Origin of the sequence: Aeromonas sp. SG16, from assembly GCF_024436135.1 — a bacterium.
Classification (GTDB): domain Bacteria; phylum Pseudomonadota; class Gammaproteobacteria; order Enterobacterales; family Aeromonadaceae; genus Aeromonas; species Aeromonas jandaei.
In genome coordinates, this window is sequence record NZ_JANFNW010000014.1 from 1 (window position 1) to 19289 (window position 19289).

General features: G+C 60.0%; 16 protein-coding genes, 1 tRNA gene and 1 riboswitch. Of the genes, 14 read left to right on the forward strand and 3 right to left on the reverse strand.

The genetic code is table 11. The features are described from left to right. Nucleotides 1–115: 115 nt before the first annotated feature. The 11 genes from NOM67_RS20970 to hemB all read left to right on the forward strand — a co-directional run bounded on the left by NOM67_RS20970 (nucleotide 116) and on the right by hemB (nucleotide 9727). Nucleotides 116–191: transfer RNA gene (locus tag NOM67_RS20970), tRNA-Thr, on the forward strand. Nucleotides 192–445: 254 nt separating this feature from the next. Continuing rightward, nucleotides 446–1690, forward strand: a complete 1245-nt coding sequence (gene codB, locus NOM67_RS20975) for a cytosine permease (protein ID WP_201910647.1) — start codon at nucleotides 446–448, stop codon at nucleotides 1688–1690. Then, nucleotides 1684–2949, forward strand: coding sequence for a cytosine deaminase (locus NOM67_RS20980; RefSeq protein ID WP_255939972.1), 1266 nt, complete (start codon nucleotides 1684–1686; stop codon nucleotides 2947–2949). The genes codB and NOM67_RS20980 overlap by 7 nt, the downstream gene beginning before the upstream one ends. A 355-nt stretch (nucleotides 2950–3304) precedes the next feature. Continuing rightward, nucleotides 3305–4057 (forward strand): bifunctional demethylmenaquinone methyltransferase/2-methoxy-6-polyprenyl-1,4-benzoquinol methylase UbiE, encoded by a 753-nt coding sequence (gene ubiE / locus NOM67_RS20985; protein WP_043850499.1) that lies wholly within the window; start codon nucleotides 3305–3307, stop codon nucleotides 4055–4057. A gap of 8 nt (nucleotides 4058–4065) precedes the next feature. Beyond that, a complete protein-coding gene (locus NOM67_RS20990; RefSeq protein WP_255939974.1) occupies nucleotides 4066–4674 on the forward strand; it encodes an SCP2 domain-containing protein in 609 nt (202 codons plus the stop codon). Then, nucleotides 4674–6314 (forward strand): ubiquinone biosynthesis regulatory protein kinase UbiB, encoded by a 1641-nt coding sequence (gene ubiB / locus NOM67_RS20995; RefSeq protein WP_255939976.1) that lies wholly within the window; start codon nucleotides 4674–4676, stop codon nucleotides 6312–6314. The genes NOM67_RS20990 and ubiB overlap by 1 nt, the downstream gene beginning before the upstream one ends. A 42-nt stretch (nucleotides 6315–6356) precedes the next feature. Next, nucleotides 6357–6605: a Sec-independent protein translocase subunit TatA gene (gene tatA / locus NOM67_RS21000; RefSeq protein ID WP_041210572.1), complete on the forward strand. Its 249-nt coding sequence runs from the start codon at nucleotides 6357–6359 to the stop codon at nucleotides 6603–6605. Nucleotides 6606–6608: 3 nt separating this feature from the next. Beyond that, nucleotides 6609–7058: a Sec-independent protein translocase protein TatB gene (tatB, locus tag NOM67_RS21005; protein WP_255939978.1), complete on the forward strand. Its 450-nt coding sequence runs from the start codon at nucleotides 6609–6611 to the stop codon at nucleotides 7056–7058. Then, a complete protein-coding gene (gene tatC / locus NOM67_RS21010; protein ID WP_033112884.1) occupies nucleotides 7055–7810 on the forward strand; it encodes a twin-arginine translocase subunit TatC in 756 nt (251 codons plus the stop codon). Before tatB ends, tatC begins: the two co-directional genes overlap by 4 nt. 111 nt (nucleotides 7811–7921) lie before the next feature. Then, nucleotides 7922–8707 carry a TatD family hydrolase gene (locus NOM67_RS21015; protein WP_255939980.1) on the forward strand — a complete coding sequence of 262 codons (786 nt, stop codon included), beginning with the start codon at nucleotides 7922–7924 and terminating at the stop codon, nucleotides 8705–8707. 3 nt (nucleotides 8708–8710) lie between these two features. Next, a complete protein-coding gene (gene hemB / locus NOM67_RS21020; RefSeq protein ID WP_198505576.1) occupies nucleotides 8711–9727 on the forward strand; it encodes a porphobilinogen synthase in 1017 nt (338 codons plus the stop codon). A gap of 75 nt (nucleotides 9728–9802) precedes the next feature. Here hemB and NOM67_RS21715 read toward each other — a convergent pair whose 3' ends face one another. Continuing rightward, on the reverse strand, nucleotides 9803–11995 hold the full coding sequence (locus NOM67_RS21715) for an immunoglobulin-like domain-containing protein (RefSeq protein ID WP_305121715.1): 2193 nt from the start codon (nucleotides 11993–11995) through the stop codon (nucleotides 9803–9805). A gap of 54 nt (nucleotides 11996–12049) precedes the next feature. Next, nucleotides 12050–12135: riboswitch (cyclic di-GMP riboswitch) on the reverse strand. A 424-nt stretch (nucleotides 12136–12559) separates the two neighbouring features. Between NOM67_RS21715 and prlC the strand changes: the two genes are divergently transcribed. Together prlC and NOM67_RS21040 are read left to right on the forward strand one after the other, a co-directional pair. Then, on the forward strand, nucleotides 12560–14602 hold the full coding sequence (gene prlC / locus NOM67_RS21035) for an oligopeptidase A (protein WP_255939983.1): 2043 nt from the start codon (nucleotides 12560–12562) through the stop codon (nucleotides 14600–14602). Between the two features lie 205 nt (nucleotides 14603–14807). Beyond that, complete coding sequence (locus tag NOM67_RS21040; protein WP_041210578.1) at nucleotides 14808–17357, forward strand: bifunctional diguanylate cyclase/phosphodiesterase; 2550 nt, start codon at nucleotides 14808–14810, stop codon at nucleotides 17355–17357. A 3-nt stretch (nucleotides 17358–17360) separates the two neighbouring features. Here the strand turns inward: NOM67_RS21040 and NOM67_RS21045 are convergent, their stop codons facing one another. After that, on the reverse strand, nucleotides 17361–18101 hold the full coding sequence (locus NOM67_RS21045) for an ABC transporter substrate-binding protein (RefSeq protein WP_203974055.1): 741 nt from the start codon (nucleotides 18099–18101) through the stop codon (nucleotides 17361–17363). Nucleotides 18102–18177: 76 nt separating this feature from the next. Here NOM67_RS21045 and NOM67_RS21050 point away from each other — a divergent pair, with 76 nt between their 5' ends. Continuing rightward, a complete protein-coding gene (locus tag NOM67_RS21050; protein WP_255939986.1) occupies nucleotides 18178–18924 on the forward strand; it encodes a class I SAM-dependent methyltransferase in 747 nt (248 codons plus the stop codon). Nucleotides 18925–18994: 70 nt separating this feature from the next. On the opposite strand, the gene NOM67_RS21055 is transcribed toward NOM67_RS21050, so the two are convergent. After that, nucleotides 18995–19264: a Rho-binding antiterminator gene (locus NOM67_RS21055; protein WP_193861390.1), complete on the reverse strand. Its 270-nt coding sequence runs from the start codon at nucleotides 19262–19264 to the stop codon at nucleotides 18995–18997. Between the last annotated feature and the right edge of the window lie 25 nt (nucleotides 19265–19289).

Sequence of the window (19289 nt, forward strand, 5' to 3'; positions counted from 1 at the left end):
AGAAGTGAAACGCGGTAGCGCCGATGGTAGTGTGGCATTCGCCATGCGAGAGTAGGACACTGCCAGGCACCCAATTTTAGATTACGCGGATAGCGTGGTCTTTACCGGTTAGTGTGCTGATATGGCTCAGTCGGTAGAGCGCATCCTTGGTAAGGATGAGGTCCCCAGTTCGATTCTGGGTATCAGCACCATTAAAGAGAAAGCCTCCCTGAAAAGGGAGGCTTTTTTGCATCTGTCGCTTTCTAAAAAATCTCCTCATATTCCTTACCGCCAATACTTTCCTCTGTTTGTGGCCAGCCCTATTTTTCTGCTGATTTGAGTCCCAGTATGTTACTCATTTGACTGCTATTGATGGTTTTATCCAGATATTTAACCATGATCGATTGACGTAAAACGTTTTACATGTAAAATCCGGCGCGTTTTGCCTATTACGTGGAGAAAGAGCATGGCGCAGGATAACGAATACTGTTTGGGGGCGGTTCCCGCCAAAGGGCGCAAAGGTGTGCTGTCGCTGATGCTGGTGATGCTCGGTCTGACCTTCTTCTCTGCCAGCATGTGGACCGGCGGTGCACTGGGCACAGGTCTGGTGTTCGATGATTTCATCAAGGCGGTACTGCTCGGCAACTTGCTGCTGGGTATCTACACCGCCTGTCTCGGCTATATCGGTGCTTCAACCGGTCTCTCTACCCATCTGCTGGCGCGTTACTCGTTTGGGGTGAAAGGTTCCTGGCTGCCATCCCTGTTGCTGGGCGGCACTCAGGTCGGCTGGTTCGGTGTCGGCGTCGCCATGTTTGCGCTGCCTGTGCAGAAGGCGACCGGCATCGATGTGAACTGGCTCATCGCCATTTCGGGCATTTTGATGACGGTGACCGTCTACTTCGGTATTTCAGCTCTGATGGTGCTGAGCTTTGTGGCAGTACCGGCCATTGCACTGCTTGGCGGCTACTCGGTCTGGCTGGCGGTGACCTCGACCGGTGGCATGGCTGCGTTGCAGCAGGTACAACCAAGCAATCCCATCGAGTTCACCACGGCATTGACCATGGTGGTCGGCTCCTTTATCAGTGCAGGAACCCTGACCGCCGACTTTGTTCGATTTGGTCGCAAACCCTGGGGCGCCGTCATGATTACCATGGTGGCGTTTTTTTTGGGCAACACTCTGATGTTCGTCTTCGGTGCAGCTGGCGCGGCCGTGACAGGGCAGGCCGATATCTCGGAAGTGATGCTGATGCAGGGGCTGTTGATCCCCGCCATTCTGGTGCTGGGCCTCAATATCTGGACCACCAACGACAACGCCCTCTACGCCTCTGGCCTCGGTTTTGCCAATATTACCGGTCTCAAGAGCAAGCCACTCAGCGTGATCAACGGCCTCGTCGGTACCGCCTGTGCCCTCTGGCTTTACAACAACTTTGTCGGCTGGCTGGCCTTTTTGAGTACGGCAATTCCCCCGATTGGTGGCATTATCATCATGGATTTCCTGCTCAATCGTGAGCGTTACCGTCAGTTTGCCGATCAGCAGTTCGAGACGGTGCGCTGGCAGGCGTTGGTCGCCACGGCAGTCGGGGTGGCTGTCGGCAAGTGGCTGCCGGGCATAGTGCCACTCAACGCGGTATTGGGCGCCGCCTTCACCTATTTCATTCTGGTTCGCCTCACCCAGCGGCCGGTTCTGGTACAGGAAGCTAGCAAATGCTGATTCAACATATTCGTTTGGCCGATCGGGAAGGGTTGTGGCAGATCCGCTGTCAGGATGGGGTCATCACCGCCATCGAACCCCATGACGAGCATGCCGTCGCCGGTCGGGTGCTGGACGGGGAGGGCGGTCTGGCGATCGCCCCCTTTATCGAACCCCATATTCACCTCGATACCACCCAGACGGCTGGCGAGCCGAGCTGGAACCTCTCCGGCACCCTGTTCGAGGGGATCGAGCGCTGGGCCGAACGCAAGGCACTGCTGACCCATGAGGATGTGAAACAGCGTGCTATCCAGACGCTGAAGTGGCAGATCGCCAACGGCATCCAGTTTGTGCGTACTCACGTCGATGTCTCCGATCCCAATCTGGTCGCGCTCAAGGCGATGCTGGAAGTGCGGGAAGAGATGAAGGAGTGGGTGGAGCTGCAGATCGTCGCCTTCCCGCAGGAGGGGATCCTCTCTTACCCGAATGGCAAGGCATTGCTGGAGGAGGCGCTCAAGCTGGGGGCCGATGTGATCGGTGCTATTCCCCATTTCGAGTTTACCCGGGAATATGGCGTCGAAAGTCTGCACTACATCTTCGATCTTGCCGAGAAGTATCAGGTTCTGGTCGATGTGCACTGTGATGAAATCGATGACGAGCAGTCCCGTTTCATCGAGACGCTGGCAACTCTGGCCTACGAGCGCGGTATCGGGCATCGGGTCACCGCCAGTCACACCACCGCCATGCACTCCTACAACGGCGCTTATGCTTCCCGCCTGTTCCGTCTGCTCAAGATGGCAGGCATCAACTTTGTGGCCAATCCGCTGGTGAACATTCACCTGCAGGGGCGGTTCGATACCTATCCCAAACGCCGCGGCATTACCCGGGTGAAGGAGATGCTGGAGGCGAACATCAACGTCTGCTTCGGTCACGATGACGTGTTCGATCCCTGGTATCCCATGGGCACTGCCAACATGTTGCAGGTGCTGCACATGGGGCTGCATGTCTGCCAGATCATGGGTTACGAGCAGATCAACGATGGGCTGAAGCTGATCAGCAGCCACAGCGCCCGCACCCTGAATGTGCAGGATCGCTATGGCATCGAGGTGGGCAAACCTGCCAACCTGTTGATCCTGCCCGCCGAGAACGGCTTCGATGCGGTGCGTCGTCAGGTGCCGGTGCGTTACTCGATCCGCCATGGCAAGGTGATTGCCCAGACCCGGCTGGCCCAGACCGAGATCGTGTTGGGTCAGCCTGAGCCCATCGATTTTCGCCGCTGAGTTTTCAATCAGGCTGGATGGCGATTAGTTCCCTCGCTGGGCACAAGGGCCGCCATTACGACATAATGGCGGCCTTAGCCTGAGGGAGTGATGCCATGCAAGCCTGGTTCTATGTTGCGATTGGGGGCGCTTCGGCGTCTTGACCGGCTTCTCCTCCTTTTCCCTCGATACCAATGGTGCTGGCCCGACACGATGCCTCTCTGACGTCGCAGCTCAATATCGGTCTCAATCTGTGCCTTTGTCTGGCCATGGTCATGCTCGGCATGCAGATGGTTGCGAGCCGGGTTTAAGGTGTCCGCACGCCATTGGCTCTGGTAAACTGGCGGCCATTCTTTGTTCTATGGGTGTTTAAGGGATGTCAGAACAAGCTACGACAACGCATTTCGGCTTTAAAACCGTGGCCGCGACCGAGAAAGAGACTCTGGTGGCAGGCGTCTTCCATTCGGTGGCAGCCAAGTATGATCTGATGAACGATCTGATGTCGTTCGGCATCCACCGCCTGTGGAAGCGCTTCACCATCGACTGCTCCGGCGTGCGCAAGGGACAGAAGGTGCTGGATCTAGCCGGTGGTACCGGCGATCTGACCGCCAAGTTCTCCCGCATCGTTGGCGAAACCGGTCAGGTGGTGTTGGCGGATATCAACGATTCCATGCTCAAGGTTGGCCGCGACAAGCTGCGCAATCTGGGGGTGGCCAACAACGTCTCCTACGTCCAGGCCAACGCCGAGGCGCTCCCGTTCCCGGATAACCACTTCGACATCATCACCATCGGCTTTGGCCTGCGCAACGTCACCGACAAGGACAAGGCGCTCGCCTCCATGTTCCGGGTGCTCAAGCCGGGCGGTCGTCTGCTGGTGCTGGAGTTCTCCAAGCCGGTCAGCGAAGTGATCGCCAAGCTGTACGATCTCTACTCCTTCAAACTGCTGCCGAAAATGGGCGAAATCGTCGCGAATGACGGCGAAAGCTACCAGTATCTGGCAGAATCTATTCGCATGCACCCGGATCAGCAGACCCTGGCCGGCATGATGGAGAATGTCGGTTTCGAACAAGTTGAGTACTTCAACCTGACTCAGGGTGTGGTCGCCCTGCACCGCGGTTACAAGTTTTAAGGTTGCCTATGCCGATGGATGCCATGGTCACCGCGGTGATCGAAACCAGCCTCAACCAGTTGCTGGGGCTGGACAAAGATAGCCCGGAGCGGCTGCGCAAGCTGGCAGGCAAGGTCCTCAAGCTGGAGCTGCGCGAACTCAAGCCACTCTGGTTTGTCTTCTCCGAGCGCCGGCTGGATGTGCTGGCCAGCTATGAAGGTGAGGCGGATGCAGTACTGAGCCTCTCCCTGACCGCTCTGGGTCTGCTCAAGGAGCCCTCCGCCCTGACCCGCTATATCCGCGAGGAGAAGCTGGATCTGAGCGGTGACCCCCAGCTGGTGCAGGCGTTCAGCGTGCTGCTGGGCGAGCTGGATATCGACTGGGAGGAGGAGCTATCCCGCTATACCGGCGATGTCGTGGCGCACACCCTGTTCAGTGGTGCCCGTCAGGCGCGTCGTCTGGTCGGCCGCGAACTGTGCCGCAGCCAGCGTCAGCTGGCGGAATATCTGACCGAAGAGATCCGCCTCGCCCCCGGCCCGCTGGAAGTGGCGAGCTTCAACGATGATGTCGAGGTGCTGGCCCAGCAGCTCAAGGCCGTTGAAATGCGGCTGGCTCGACTCGAACAGCAGGTGGCCTGATGACCCCGAAAGAGTTCAAACGCCTCTATCGCATCATCACCATCCTGCTGGAGCGGGGCATCGACGAGTTGGTGCCCGCTCGCTATCAACCCTGGCCGGGCCGTCTGGCTCGTCGCTCCCTGTTCTGGCTCAAGAACAAGCAACCCGATCTCAGCCGTGGCGCCCGTATCCGCCTCGCCTTTGAGGCGCTCGGCCCCATTTTCATCAAGTTTGGTCAGATGCTCTCGACCCGGCGTGACTTGCTGCCGCCAGATATCGCCGAGGAGCTGGCCCTGCTGCAGGACAGGGTGCCCCCCTTCTGCGGTCAGGCGGCGCGTCAGCAGATTGAGCGCAGTCTGGGTTGCCCTATCGAGACCCTGTTCGACGACTTCGACGAGACGCCGCTGGCCTCTGCCTCCATCGCCCAGGTGCATACCGCACGGCTGAAGGAGAGTGGCCGCGAGATCGTCATCAAGGTGATCCGCCCCGACATCGAGCCGGTCATCGACGCCGATCTGCGCCTGATGCGGGCGCTAGCCCGTCTGGTGGCGCGCTTTGTGCCCCAGAGTGCGCGACTGCGCCCCATCGAGGTTGTGGAGGAGTATCGCAAGACCATCCTCGACGAGCTCAACCTGATGCGCGAAGCGGCCAACGCCATCCAGCTGCGGCGCAACTTCACCGGCTCCGAGGCGCTCTATGTGCCTGAAATCATCACCGATCTCTGCCGCGAGCATGTGCTGGTGATGGAGCGCATCTACGGCATACCGGTCTCCGATATCGCTGCGCTGGAAGCCAACGGCACCAACATGAAGCTGCTGGCCGAGCGTGGGGTGGAGGTCTTCTTCACCCAGGTGTTCCGCGACAGCTTCTTCCACGCCGACATGCACCCGGGCAACATCTTCGTCTCTTACGAACACCCGGAAAACCCGCTCTGGATCGGTATCGACTGCGGCATCGTTGGTACCCTCAACCGGGAAGACAAGCGCTATCTGGCGGAGAACTTCCTCGCCTTCTTCAACCGTGACTATCGCCGGGTGGCGGAGCTGCACGTCGAGTCGGGCTGGGTGCCGGCAGATACCAAGGTGGACGAGTTCGAGTTCGCCATCCGCACAGTGCTGGAGCCCATTTTCGAGAAGCCGCTCTCCGAGATCTCGTTCGGTCACGTGCTGCTCAATTTGTTCAACACCGCGCGCCGCTTCCATATGGCGGTGCAGCCGCAGCTGGTGCTGCTGCAGAAGACCCTGCTCTATGTTGAGGGACTGGGCCGTCAGCTCTATCCCCAGCTGGACTTGTGGCAGACCGCCAAGCCGTTCCTCGAAAACTGGATGCACGAGCAGGTGGGGCCCAAGTCGGTATTGAATGCCATCAAGGAGAAGGCGCCATTCTGGGCGGAGAAGCTGCCGGAACTGCCCGAGCTGGTCTACGAGACCCTGCGTCAGACCCGCCATCAGCAGCACCACTTCGACCAGATGTTTGCCGAGTTTCGGCGCCACAGTCGTCGCCAGGGGCAGGCACGCTACCTCTTAGGGGTGGGAGCCAGCCTGCTATTGGCGGGTGTATTCTTGCTGACCCAAAAACAACACATCGAGTGGGGACAAATCAGCCTCACCGGTGCCGGGATCTGCTGGCTGCTTGGCTGGCTGCGAACCCGTTCCCATTAAACAAAAACCGCGCCATCAGGCGCCTGCTCTGGAGAGAAAGTCATGGGTGGTATCAGTATTTGGCAATTGTTGATCATCGCAGTCATCGTCGTGCTGCTGTTCGGTACCAAGAAACTGCGCGGGATCGGCGGCGATCTGGGTGCGGCGGTCAAGGGGTTCAAAAAGGCGCTGGCCGATGAACCAAACGATACCAAGCAGCAGAACGATGCCGAGTTTCCGCCGAAGCAGCTGAACGAAACGGCTAACCAGAACGCCGAGACCGCCAAGCAGAAAGACAAAGATCAGGCCTAAGCCATGTTCGATATCGGTTTTTGGGAGCTGGTGGTTATCGCCGTTGTAGCGTTGGTGGTGCTGGGGCCGGAACGGCTGCCCAGCGCTATCCGCACGACGACGCACTGGATCCGCCTCATCCGCTCCACCGCCAACTCGGTCAAGGCCGAGCTGGAGCAGGAGCTCAAGCTGCAAGAGCTGCACAACGACCTGAAGAAGGCCGAACAGCTGCAGATGAACAACCTGAGCCCCGAGCTGCAGGAGTCCATCGAACAGCTCAAGGCGGCGGCCCAGTCGGTCAACCGCCCCTATCAGGTCGAGAACGAGAGCCGTCCCCCCGTCGCAGAGCCTGTGGCGCCCGTCGAGCCAGTGGCTCAGGTTGCCCAGGTGAATGACGAGGTGCCGCCGGTCAACAGTCAGCAGGAGCATGAAGTCGTGAACGAGCCGGTCAGCAAAGGGGAGGTCAAGCCATGAGTCAGGCAGAACAACCCCTGATCAGCCATCTGGTGGAGCTGAGAACCCGCCTGTTGCGGTCGGTGACGGCCATCCTGCTGGTCTTTCTGGCGCTGATCTACTTCTCCAACAACATCTACGACTTCGTGGCGCAGCCGCTGCTGAGCCAGCTGCCGGCAGGCACCAGCATGATAGCGACGGATGTGGCGACCCCCTTCCTGACGCCGATCAAGCTGACGCTGGTGGTCTCCTTCTTCGTGGCGATCCCCTATCTGCTCTATCAGGCCTGGGCCTTTATCGCCCCCGGTCTGTACCAGCATGAGCGGCGCCTGATCATGCCGCTGGTGGTCTCCAGTGCCCTGCTGTTCTACGCGGGGATGGCGTTTGCCTACTACGTGGTGTTCCCGCTGGTATTCGGCTTCTTCACCAGTACTGCCCCTGCCGGGGTGACGGTGGCGACCGACATCGCCAGCTATCTGGATTTCGTACTGACCCTGTTCTTCGCGTTCGGGGTGGCGTTCGAAATTCCGGTGGCCACCATCCTGCTCTGCTGGACCGGGGTAACCAGTCCCAAGAGCCTGCGGGAGAAGCGTCCCTACGTTATCGTCGGGGTGTTTGTGGTCGGCATGCTGCTGACGCCGCCCGATGTCTTCTCCCAGACGCTGCTCGCGATCCCCATGTGGGGCTTGTGGGAGCTGGGTCTCTTCTTCGCCCGTTTCTACGTGAAAGAAGAGAGCGAAGAGAAGCAGGAACAGACTGAAGAGGGGAGCTAAGGCTCCCTTCCTCTTTTCATGCTCCCGTTCGAGGCGTATGGTAAGGCCCCATCCGGTAGATGGTTTTCAAATACCTGATATGTATTCCTTTTGTCTGGAACTCCTCATCTCATGATCGATATCGGTTTAAACCTGACCAGCAGCCAGTTTGCCGGCGAGCAGGCTGAGCTGGTGGCCCGCGCTCGTGCCGCCGGAGTGGCAGCGCTGATCCTGACCGGTACCGATCTGGACGGCAGCCGCGAGAGCGCCGGGTTGGCCGCCCGCTGGCCGGGCTACTGCTTCTCCACCGCCGGGGTCCATCCCCACGATGCCAAGAGTGTCGATGAGGCGACCCTGCCCGCCCTGCGTGAGCTGGCGGCGCTGCCGCAGGTGGTGGCCATCGGCGAGTGTGGCCTCGACTACAACCGCGACTTCTCCCCCCGTCCGGTGCAGGATGCGGTATTCGACGCCCAGCTGGCGCTGGCAGCCGAGCTCGGGATGCCGGTGTTTCTCCACTGCCGCGATGCCCACGCCCGTTTCATCGAGATCCTCCGTCCCTGGTTGCCGAAACTACCGGGAGCCGTGCTGCACTGCTTCACCGGCTCCGACGAGGAGCTGGACGAGTGTCTGGCGCTGGGGCTGCATATCGGGGTGACCGGCTGGCTCTGCGACGAGCGCCGCGGCCAGCTGCTGCGCGAGCAGGTGGCCCGCATTCCAGTCGGCCGCCTGATGATCGAGACCGACGCACCCTATCTGGTGCCACGGGATCTGAAACCGCGCCCGAAACGCAACGAACCCGCTTTTTTGCCGCACATCGCCCAGGTGGTGGCGGCCTGTCGTGGTGAAGCGCCCGAGGCCTTGCTGGCCCACACCCGGGCCACCTCCGCCGCGTTCTTCCAACTTCCTCTCCAGGAGTGATTCATGGCTACAACTCTTCCGGGCGCCTTTCCGGGCCGCCGCCTGCGCCGTCTGCGCAAACATGATTTCAGCCGTCGTCTGGTGCGCGAGAACGTACTGACCGTCAACGATCTCATCTATCCGGTGTTCGTGCTGGAGGGGGAGAACCGTCGGGAAGCCGTTCCCTCCATGCCGGGGGTGGAGCGTCTCTCCATCGATCTGCTGCTGATCGAGGCTGCCGAGCTGGTGGCGCTGGGCGTGCCCGCCATCGCCCTGTTCCCGGTGACCCCGCTGGAGAGCAAGAGCCTGATGGCGGAAGAGGCCTACAACCCGAACGGGCTGGCCCAGCGCACCGTGCGTGCCCTCAAGGCCCGCTTCCCGGAGCTGGGGGTCATCACCGACGTGGCGCTCGATCCGTTCACCACCCACGGTCAGGACGGCATCATCGATGACGAAGGCTATGTGCTGAACGACATCACCACCGAGATCCTGATCAAGCAGGCGCTCTCCCATGCCGAGGCCGGGGTCGATATCGTGGCGCCGTCCGACATGATGGATGGCCGCATCGGTGCCATCCGTGCCGCGCTGGAAGAGAACGGCTTCATCAACACCCAGATCATGGCCTACTCCGCCAAGTACGCCTCCTGCTACTACGGCCCGTTTCGCGATGCGGTCGGTTCTGCCGGCAACCTCGGCAAGAGCAACAAGGCCACCTACCAGATGGATCCGGCCAACAGTAACGAAGCCCTGCACGAAGTGGCGCTGGATATTCAGGAAGGGGCCGACAGCGTGATGGTCAAGCCGGGCATGCCCTATCTGGACGTGATCCGTCAGGTGAAGGATCAGTTCGGCGTGCCGACCTTTGCCTATCAGGTGAGTGGCGAGTACGCCATGCACATGGCGGCGATCCAGAACGGCTGGCTGAAAGAGAAGGAGTGCATCATGGAGTCCCTGCTCTGCTTCAAGCGGGCCGGGGCCGACGGCATCCTTACCTACTTCGCCAAGCGCGTGGCGCAGTGGCTGAAGGAAGATGCCCGTTAAGCTGACGTGACCGAGCGTGTAACGGATAGAAAAGAGGGGAGCCGATGGCTCCCCTCTTTCGTTACTGATAGCTAATTACAGCTTTATCCAGGCATCGCTCCAGGCAGTGCCGGTACCCGGTGCATAGTGGCTGGTCGAGCCGCCACACCAGCCGCTGTAGGGCCAGGGTTTGCACTCATAGTTGCCACCGGCATTGCTGACCCGATCACCGGCCTGATAGCTGGTGTTGGGGGCGTAGGCCGGGTAGTCACCCTCACCACCGCCGCTGCTCTGCTCGGTCAGTGCAACCGGGAAGCGCTGTACCACCGGCTGCTGGCCATCAGCCAGACCGTTGATCACCACTTCATAGCTGCCATCGGTCACATTGCTGCCCTGCAAAACCAGCGCGCTGGTGCCGTTCACCAGACTGGTTGTGTTGCCATAGCTGTGGCCGTTCTGCTCCAGCGTGGCAGAGATCTGCACCGGGTTGGCGGTGGTGATGTTGAAGCGGATGGAGACCTGACCGTTAACTATGGTGTAGTCGGAACCCATGGCGCCGACAGTGAAGTCGCTGCTGCCGATCACCGGCGGCTTCTCGCCACCATCACAGTCGCTGTCACCCTGTGCGCGCCAGACGCCCCACTGACCAGTGGTACCTGGCTCTTCGTTCTGGGTCCACCACTCGGCGCGCCAGCGCTTGCCAGTGTGATTGACGATGTCGCCACTTACGTAGACTTTTTTGGCATCCCAACTGTTTTCACAGATGGCGCCCTGCTCCCTGACGGTCACGTTGCGCTGTTGGGTCACCTGCTGGTTGGCACTGTCGCTCACCTGATAGGTGAGGGTGTAGCGGCCGACCTTGCTGCTGTCGACCTTGCCGCTGACCTGAATGTTGGCGGTCAGATCGCCATCCTCGTCGTCGTGGGCGCTGACGCCGGCCATCGGATCAAACGGGGTGCCGAGTTCGATAGTGGTGTCCGCAATACCGGTAAAGACCGGCTTCATGCTGTAGACATCGACGGTGCGTACCTGCTCGGTAGTCTGGTTGTCGCTGTCACTCACCTTGTAGGTGAGGGGATAGAGGCCGATGCGCTGGGTATCAACGCTCCCTTCCACCTGGATCTGACCGGTCAGATCGCCATCTTCCTTGTCACTGGCGCTGACACCGGCCAGCGGGTCAAAGCGGGTGCCGTGCTTGACGCGGGTATCGCTCAGGCCGCTGAACACCGGCTTGCCGTTCTCGTCCGGCGGGGTGATGTTCTGGTCGTGGATGAAGGGGCCGTAGCTCTTGATGAAGGCTTCGTTGTAGGCCTGACCGGCCGCGTTGCGACCCATGTCCCAGTTGATGGACCAGGTCATCACGCCGCGCAGGGGCTGACCCTGGCTCTTCAGCTTGTTGAAAGCATCGAACAGATCCTGCGGATTCTTGACGTAACCGGTGGCGGCCGCATCGATATTGGTCGGGATACCGAATACCAGCTTGTCGTGGGGGATCTTGTAATAGCCGCGGGTGCCGTTGATCAGCGAGTCAGCCATGTAGTAGATGAACTCTTCTTTCAGGGCATCGTTGTTCTGGGCAATCCAGCCAATGCCATCGATCCAGATACCGTCGCCACCCTGGTTGTAGAACTGGGGGTTGATCCAGTCGTAGTAGCCTTCCAGCACCCGCAGATAGGGGGTATAGAGACCGCTGGCTGTCAGGTAGGGGAACTCGGGCGCCATGGTGATGAGGAAGTTTTTCCCCTGGGCGCGATAGTGATCCTTGACCAGCCGCAGGGCGGCCGGGATCACGGTCTGGTTGTTGGCGGCAGTGATGGCGGACTGTTCCAGATCGATGTCCAGACCGTCGAAGCCATAGGTCTCCACCAGACGGATGATCTCGTCGGCGAAGGCCTGCTCCTGACCGGTACGCAGCTCGATATGCGCATCGGCACCGCCCAGCGCCAGCAGCACGGAGCGGCCCTGGCGGTTGAGCTCTGCGATCTGCTCGATAAATTGGCTCTCGCTCATGCCGGTAGCCGGGTCGAGCTTGAAGGTCGGGATCGAGCTGCCGCTATATACCTTCATGAAAGAGACATCGACCACGTTGTATTGCGGGTTGACCTGATCGAGCTTGACGCAGGGAGCGGTACCGCCCTGATAGCCAGCGCCGCCACACCAGTTGTGCCAGTAACCCACGACGACACCGGATTGGGGATTGACCATGGCCTGACCGGCCGAGGCGGCCTGCACCATGGGGGCGCCCATGCCGAGCAGGCAGCCCAGCAGGGATAACTTCAATTTGTTCATCTTGATATCTCCATACAGTACAAACGGAGCGTCCAGCTATGGCCGAACGCTCCCGGGGGCAGCCCCGCTGTCATAGGAAATCTCCCTTAGACCGGTGGCTTTGCGTCGTGCCCTTTCGGGTCACTTTGCCTTTTTCACCCGTTCTCCGTGTGGCACGGAGAATCAAGTGACCTGAGTAACAGGCTGCTTATGATATGCACTTAAAAATAAATTAATCAACGTATGTGCATGATTTGTTTTGGTTATTAACTTGTTGATTAGTTATTTTCCAAGCATGGAAAGGGCCGGTGATACGCTGCTGTGACCTACTCTTTTGTCGATTGGATTTGCTCTGCTTCCTTGTGGTTCGAGAGTTGAAAAAGCCGCAAAAAGAGCAAAAAAGTACCGATTATTCATGCTGTTGCCGTCCAGTATCTGGCAGAGAGGTGTTTGAGCTCACAAAGAGGGGAAAACAGTGCTGACAGGCGGATTGAAGCTTGATTATTGCGTGACTTGGCCACATGTTAGAGAACCATGAAGAGCTGCTAAAGCGGTCTGTTCAAGACCAAACAAGAGGTAACCGGGATGAATAACCCTTTGCTGTCAATGGATTCGCTGCCCCCTTTCAGCCAGATCCAGCCTGATCATGTACAGCCCGCCGTGACGCAGGCCATCGCCGATTGCAAACAGAAGATCAAGGATGTGCTGGCGCACACCGAGCCCCACACCTGGGACAGCCTGATCGCCCCGCTGGAAGAGGTCAACGACCGTCTGGCGCGGATCTGGTCACCGGTCAGCCACCTCAACTCCGTGCTCAACAGCGAACCACTGCGCGCGGCCCACGATGCCTGTCTGCCGCTGCTCTCCGAATTCCAGACCTATGTCGGTCAACATGAAGGGCTCTATCAAGCCTATCTGGCGCTCTCCGAGAGCGATGATTTCCCGCGGCTTGGCGGCGCCCAGCGCAAGGAGATTCAGAACACCCTGCGCGATTTCCGTCTCTCCGGTATCGGTCTGCCAGCTGAAGCGCAGCAGCGCTACGGCGAAATTCAGGCTCGCCTCTCCGAGCTGGCTTCCCGCTTCAGCAATAACGTGCTGGATGCGACCCAAGGCTGGCACAAGCTGGTGGCCGATGAAGCCGAGCTGGCCGGTCTGCCGGAGAGCGTGCTGGCGGCGGCTCGTCAGATGGCCGAACTCAAGGGCAAGGAGGGGTGGCTGTTCACGCTGGATATTCCCTCCTACCTGCCAGTGATGATGTATGCCGACAACCGCGAACTGCGCGCCGAGATGTATGAGGCCTTCACCACTCGCGCTTCCGATCAGGGGCCCAATGGCGGCAAGTGGGACAACTCCGCCATCATGACCGAGCTGCTCACCCTGCGCAGCGAGCTCGCCAGGTTGCTGGGCTTTGCCAACTATGCCGAGCTGTCGCTGGCGACCAAGATGGCCGACAAGACCAGTCAGGTGGTGGATTTCCTCACCGACCTGGCGGCCAAATCCCTGCCGCAAGGCAAAGCAGAGCTGGAAGAGATCCGCACCTTCGCCGCCGAACAACATGGCCAGAGCGAGCTGGCGGCCTGGGATATTGCCTACTACGCCGAGAAGCTCAAGCAGCACAAATTCTCCATCTCCGACGAGCAGCTGCGCCCCTACTTCCCTGCCAACAAGGTGGTGAAAGGGTTGTTCGAAGTGGTCAAGCGGGTGTTCGGCATGAAGGTGCGCGAGCGCCTCGGCATCGACACCTGGCATCCGGATGTGCGCTTCTACGACATCTTCGATAGCGAGGATGAGCTGCGCGGCAGCTTCTATCTCGACCTCTACGCTCGCGAGCACAAGCGGGGCGGAGCTTGGATGGATGTGTGTCTGGGTCGTCGCTACCGTCAGGATGGGTCGCTGCAAAAGCCGGTCGCCTACCTGACCTGCAACTTCAACGGCCCGGTGGATGGCAAGCCTGCGCTCTTCACCCATGACGAAGTGGTCACCCTGTTCCACGAATTTGGTCACGGCATTCACCATATGCTGACTCGGATCGATGTGGCTGGCGTGGCCGGTATCAACGGCGTGGCCTGGGATGCGGTGGAGCTGCCGAGCCAGTTCCTCGAGAACTGGTGCTGGGAGTCGGAGGCGCTGGCCTTTATCTCCGGCCATTACGAGACTGGTGAGCCGCTGCCTGCCGATCTGCTGGAGAAGATGCTGACCGCCCGTAACTTCCAGGCGGCGATGCAGATGCTGCGCCAGCTGGAGTTCGCTCTGTTCGACTTCCGTCTGCATCAGGAGTTTGACCCGGCCAAACCGGATCAGATCCCGGCGCTGCTGGGCGAGGTGCGCAGTCAGGTAGCCGTGATGATGCCGCCAGCATTCAACCGCTTCCAGCACAGCTTCTCCCACATCTTTGCCGGCGGTTATGCGGCGGGCTACTACAGCTACAAGTGGGCGGAAGTGCTCTCTGCCGATGCCTTCTCCCGCTTTGAGGAGGAGGGGATCTTCAACCCGGCGACCGGCCAATCCTTCCTGCAGAACATTCTGGAGAAAGGGGGCTCGAAGGAGCCGATGGAGCTGTTCCGTGCCTTCCGCGGCCGGGAGCCAAAGGTCGATGCGCTGCTGCGCCATAGCGGGATTGCTGCATAACCTTTATCCCCGCCGTAGCGGTGAGCTTCAAGCAGATACGCTTTTGCGGCATAGTGGGATCAAGGCGTGATTTTTGCCATAAAAAGGGACCTTTTGGTCCCTTTTCTCATGCCTTTTTAATATCTTGCTGAATGCATGTTTGCACTGCCCGCGCCTCTTAAGTAGAGTCGTGTTCTACATCTTCAAGGAGAGAAAGCCCCTTGCCATGAGGCGAGCACTCGATTCCGTCTATCAAATCATCTCCAGTCTGGCTCATTCGAGTGGTCAGGGATATTTCGATACCTTTGTGAGTGAAATCGCCGCGGTTGTGATGGCTGATGTCGTCCTGATCACAACATGGGAACCAAACGCTGCCCAATTCAGGGCGCAGGCCGCTTATCCTTCCTGCCTTGAACCCGAATCCCTGCAACTGCCGCTAACCGGCTCGCCCGATGCCATCACCTGGCATGAGGGGGAAGCCTGGTTCAGCGACCGTTTGCTCCAGCTCTTCCCCCATGTGCCCCTTGCGCAGGAGTGGCAGCCGCAGGCTTATGCCGGCATTGTGCTCAAGAACGCCGATGGCGAACCCATCGGTATCTGCAGCCTGCTCTATCGCCAGCCACAGGCCAACATGGGCAAGGTAATGGGGTTGCTCAAGCTGCTGGGGCCGCTGGCTGGCCGCGAGCTGGCCCTCCTGCTGCAGCGCGCGCAGCAGCCGCTGCCCGATTCGCCTCATATGCTGCAGAGCATGCTCTCCCATGCGCCGGTCGGGATCGGCAAGCTGGACCTTGCCGGCCGCATCCTCTGGGCCAACCCGGCCATCGAGAAGATGCTGGGATACCCGCTCGACGAGCTGCTCCATCGCACCATCTCCGACATCAACCATCCCGAAGACTGGATGCGCAGCGCCGAATACTACGAGCAGCTCTATCGTGGCGAGCGCAGCAGCTTCACTCAGGAGAAGCGCTACTTCTGCAAGGGCGGGGAAGTGCTGTGGGGGCGGGTAACGGTGACCCTTATTCGCGATGCTCTGCAGCAGCCGGATTATCTGATGGTGCTGCTGGAGAATATCGATCCCCTCAAGCGCCACGCCGAGCAGCTCAAGCTATCCCACCGGGTCTATGACAACCTCTCCGAGGCGATCCTGGTGTGTGATGACGACAGTCGCATCATCTCGGTCAACCCGGCGTTCGAGCAGATCACCGGCTACAGCAGCGAGGAGGTGTGTGGCCAGCGCCCCAGCATCCTCAAGTCCGGTCTGCACGATCAGACCTTCTATGCCGACATGTACCACGCGCTGGAGCGGGTGGGGGTGTGGCGTGGTGAGGTGTGGAACAAGCGCAAGAACGGCAAGCTCTATCCACAGCAGCTGATGATCAGCACCCTGCGCGAAGGGGGCAAGATCCAGCAATATATCGCCATTTTCAGCGATCTTTCCCAGACCAAGCTCGCCGAACAGAAGATCGCGGCACAGGCCAACTATGACAACCTCACCAGCCTGCCCAACCGCTGGCTGTTTGGCCGCTGTCTCGGTCGTTTCTGCGAGCGGGGCGAACGCTTCGCCCTGATGGTGCTCGACCTCAACAACTTCAAGGCGGTCAACAACAGCATGGATCACCATGCCGGTGACGCCCTGCTGCGGGAGGTGTCGGATCGATTGGTGAGCCGGGTGCGCACCGAGGATCTGGTGGCCCGCATCGGTGGTGACGAGTTCGCCTTTCTGGTGCCAGGCATAGTGACCCGCCGTCAGGCAGAGGTGTTTGCCAAGCAGGTGATCGGCAGCTTTGCCCGCCCCTTCATGCTGGCGAACCAGCACCTCTATGTGACAGCGACCGTGGGGATGACCCTCTGCCCCATCGATGGCAGTGAGAGCGACGAGCTGCTGCGCAACGCCGAGCAGGCGCTGTTTGCGGCCAAACGGCAGGGACGGCTGATCGGCACCTACTGCTCCTCCATGCGCGAAGAGGTGCGTCAGCGCCATCAGATGCAGCAGGATCTGGCGGAAGCGATCAAGCAGGAGCAGCTGACCATGGCCTACCAGCCCATCTGGGACAACCGCAGCGGGCGGGTGGCCAAGCTGGAGGCGCTGGTACGCTGGTATCACCCCCAGTGGGGACAGGTTTCACCGGCCGAGTTCATCCCACTGGCGGAGGAGGCGGGGCTGATCCAGGGGCTGGGGTCATTGGTGCTGTGGCAGTCGTGTCGGGATCTGGCGCGTTTGCAGCGCTCCGGTTTTCCGGATCTGCAGATGTCGATCAACCGCTCCACCATGGAGTTCCAGACTATAGATCCGGAAGCGAGCGAGTGGCTCAAGGTGATCCACCATTTTGAGCTCGATCCTGCCGACATCGTCATCGAAATTACCGAATCTCTGCTGATGGAGAGCAGCGATCAGCACAGGGTGCGGATCGATGCCTTGCGCGAGGCGGGCTGCAAGCTGGCCATCGATGACTTCGGCACCGGTTACTCGGCGCTCAACTATCTGCGCACATTCCCGGTCGATCTGGTCAAGATCGACCGATCTTTCGTGCGCCATATCCCCTTCAACGAACAGGATCGGATGCTGCTCGACGGCATCATCAACATAGTGCACAACCTCGGGATGCAGGTGGTGATAGAAGGGGTGGAGACTCGCGAGCAGCTCAACTTCCTCTGCCAGAAGGGGTGTGCCTTTACTCAGGGTTATCTGCTCAGTCGTCCGCTCGCCTACGACGATCTCACCGAATATCTGCAGCTCAACGACAAGAACATGTTTTTGCAGGCCCGTTCCAGCTGACCGTCACGGCGCCGGTTTCAATTTCTCCTGCTTGCCCCGCAGCGTTCGGTAATCCTCTCCGAGATAGCGCATATAGATGCGATCCAGCACCCCCTCATCCAGCATCTGCTGCAGCGCCTTGTTGTAGGCGGGCAGCAGCTCTGCTCTCTGTTTGCCAAAGCAGAGATAGAGCGGGGTTGAATCGATAAAGGGGGTGAGGGCGCGGATCTTGACGTCCTGCTCCTTGGAGAGGATGGGGGCCGAGAAGTAATCCAGCACTATCATGTCGACCCGGCTCTTCTCCAGCATCAGCAGCAACTGTTTGTCGGAGTGGGCCTTGATGGGTTCCCAGCCGGTGAAGTTCTTGATCTTGTCCGTGTAGTCATAGCCCCTGACCATCCCCACTTTCAATCCCTTGGCCATCTCCCACGAGAAAGTCTGCAGCGGGCTGTCGGTGCGTACATAGGCGGCCAGCGGGTAGAAGGCGGTGGCAAGGTCAGAGTGGTAGCAGCCGGGCAGGGGAGCATTGTCGAGAATACCGTCCGCCAGCTCGGTGTTGACGTACTGTTCGCAGCGTCCCCACGGCAGTTCGAGCAGGGTGAGGCTCATGCCGAGGCGGTGCGCCACCTCCTGATGGATCTCGACCGATATCCCCTCTTTCAGGTTGCCCTGTTCGGCATAGGAGAAGGGGGGCCAGTCCACGCCACAGACCTTGAGATGGGGGCTGCTCTGGGCGGCGAGCAGCAAGGCGATGAGCAGGTTCATGGGGTTTCCTCCCTACAGCGACGCGAAGGGGCTGTGGTACACTCGGTTCACTGAACTTAGAACGCATCCAGAGACCATGCAAATCCTCCTCGAAGACCCCGCCAAGGCCGCGCTGGCAGACGCGCTGGCCAGCCAGCTTGCCCAGATAGACCTTCCCCAGTTTGCTTTGGTATTTACCCCGGAGCGGCTGGAGCTGCGCAAGCTGGATGAGCCCAAGCTGGGGGCTGTCTACGTGGATTTCGTCGAAGGAGCCGTCGCCCATCGCCGCAAGTTTGGCGGCGGTCGCGGTCAGTCCATTGCCAAGGCGGTGGGGCTCAAGTCGGGGGCGACTCCGACCGTGGTCGATGCCACGGCCGGGCTGGGACGCGATGCCTTCGTACTGGCCTCTCTCGGTTGCCGGGTGACCATGATTGAGCGCAGTCCCGTGGTGGCCGCCCTGCTGCAGGATGGTCTGGCACGCGCCGCAGAAGACTCCGAGATCGGCCCATGGGTACGCGAGCGGATGCAGCTGCTGCATGGCCCTGCGGTGGATACCCTGCTGGGGCTGACCAAACGGCCCGAGGTGATCTACCTAGACCCCATGTTCCCGCACAAGCAGAAGTCGGCGCTGGTGAAAAAAGAGATGCGAGTGTTCCAGTCGCTGGTGGGGCCGGATCTCGATGCGGATGCTCTGCTGCCAGCTGCGCTCCAGATGGCAGAGAAGCGGGTGGTGGTGAAGCGCCCCGACTACGCTGGCTGGCTCAACGAACAGAAGCCGAGCATGGCCATCGAAACCAAGAGCAACCGCTTCGATGTCTACGTAATGGCGGCACTGGCGAGTTAAGCGGCGACTGGCATATCGTCCGGGCGACCAAAAAAGAGGGCCAACCCGATCGGGTTGGCCCTCTTGCTATTTATTGGCTGTCTGACTGGGCTGGTGGAGCGAAGTGGATCAGCTTCTCCTCTCCCTGCCAGCTGAGCGTCATAGTCGCCAGATCTGCCAGACTGAGCTGCTCGCCGCTGTGCAGCTGGAGATACTCCACCCCATCGCGGGCCTCTATGGTGCGGATCCGATCCGCCCACTCACGTCCGTCCCGACTGGTCAGCGCGACCGGCAACTGCCAGCTGGCGGCAATCTCCAGCCAGTCGTAGAGGTCACAGCTGATGGGTTGGTAATCCGGCATGGTCTGCTCCTTGAGAAGGCAGAGG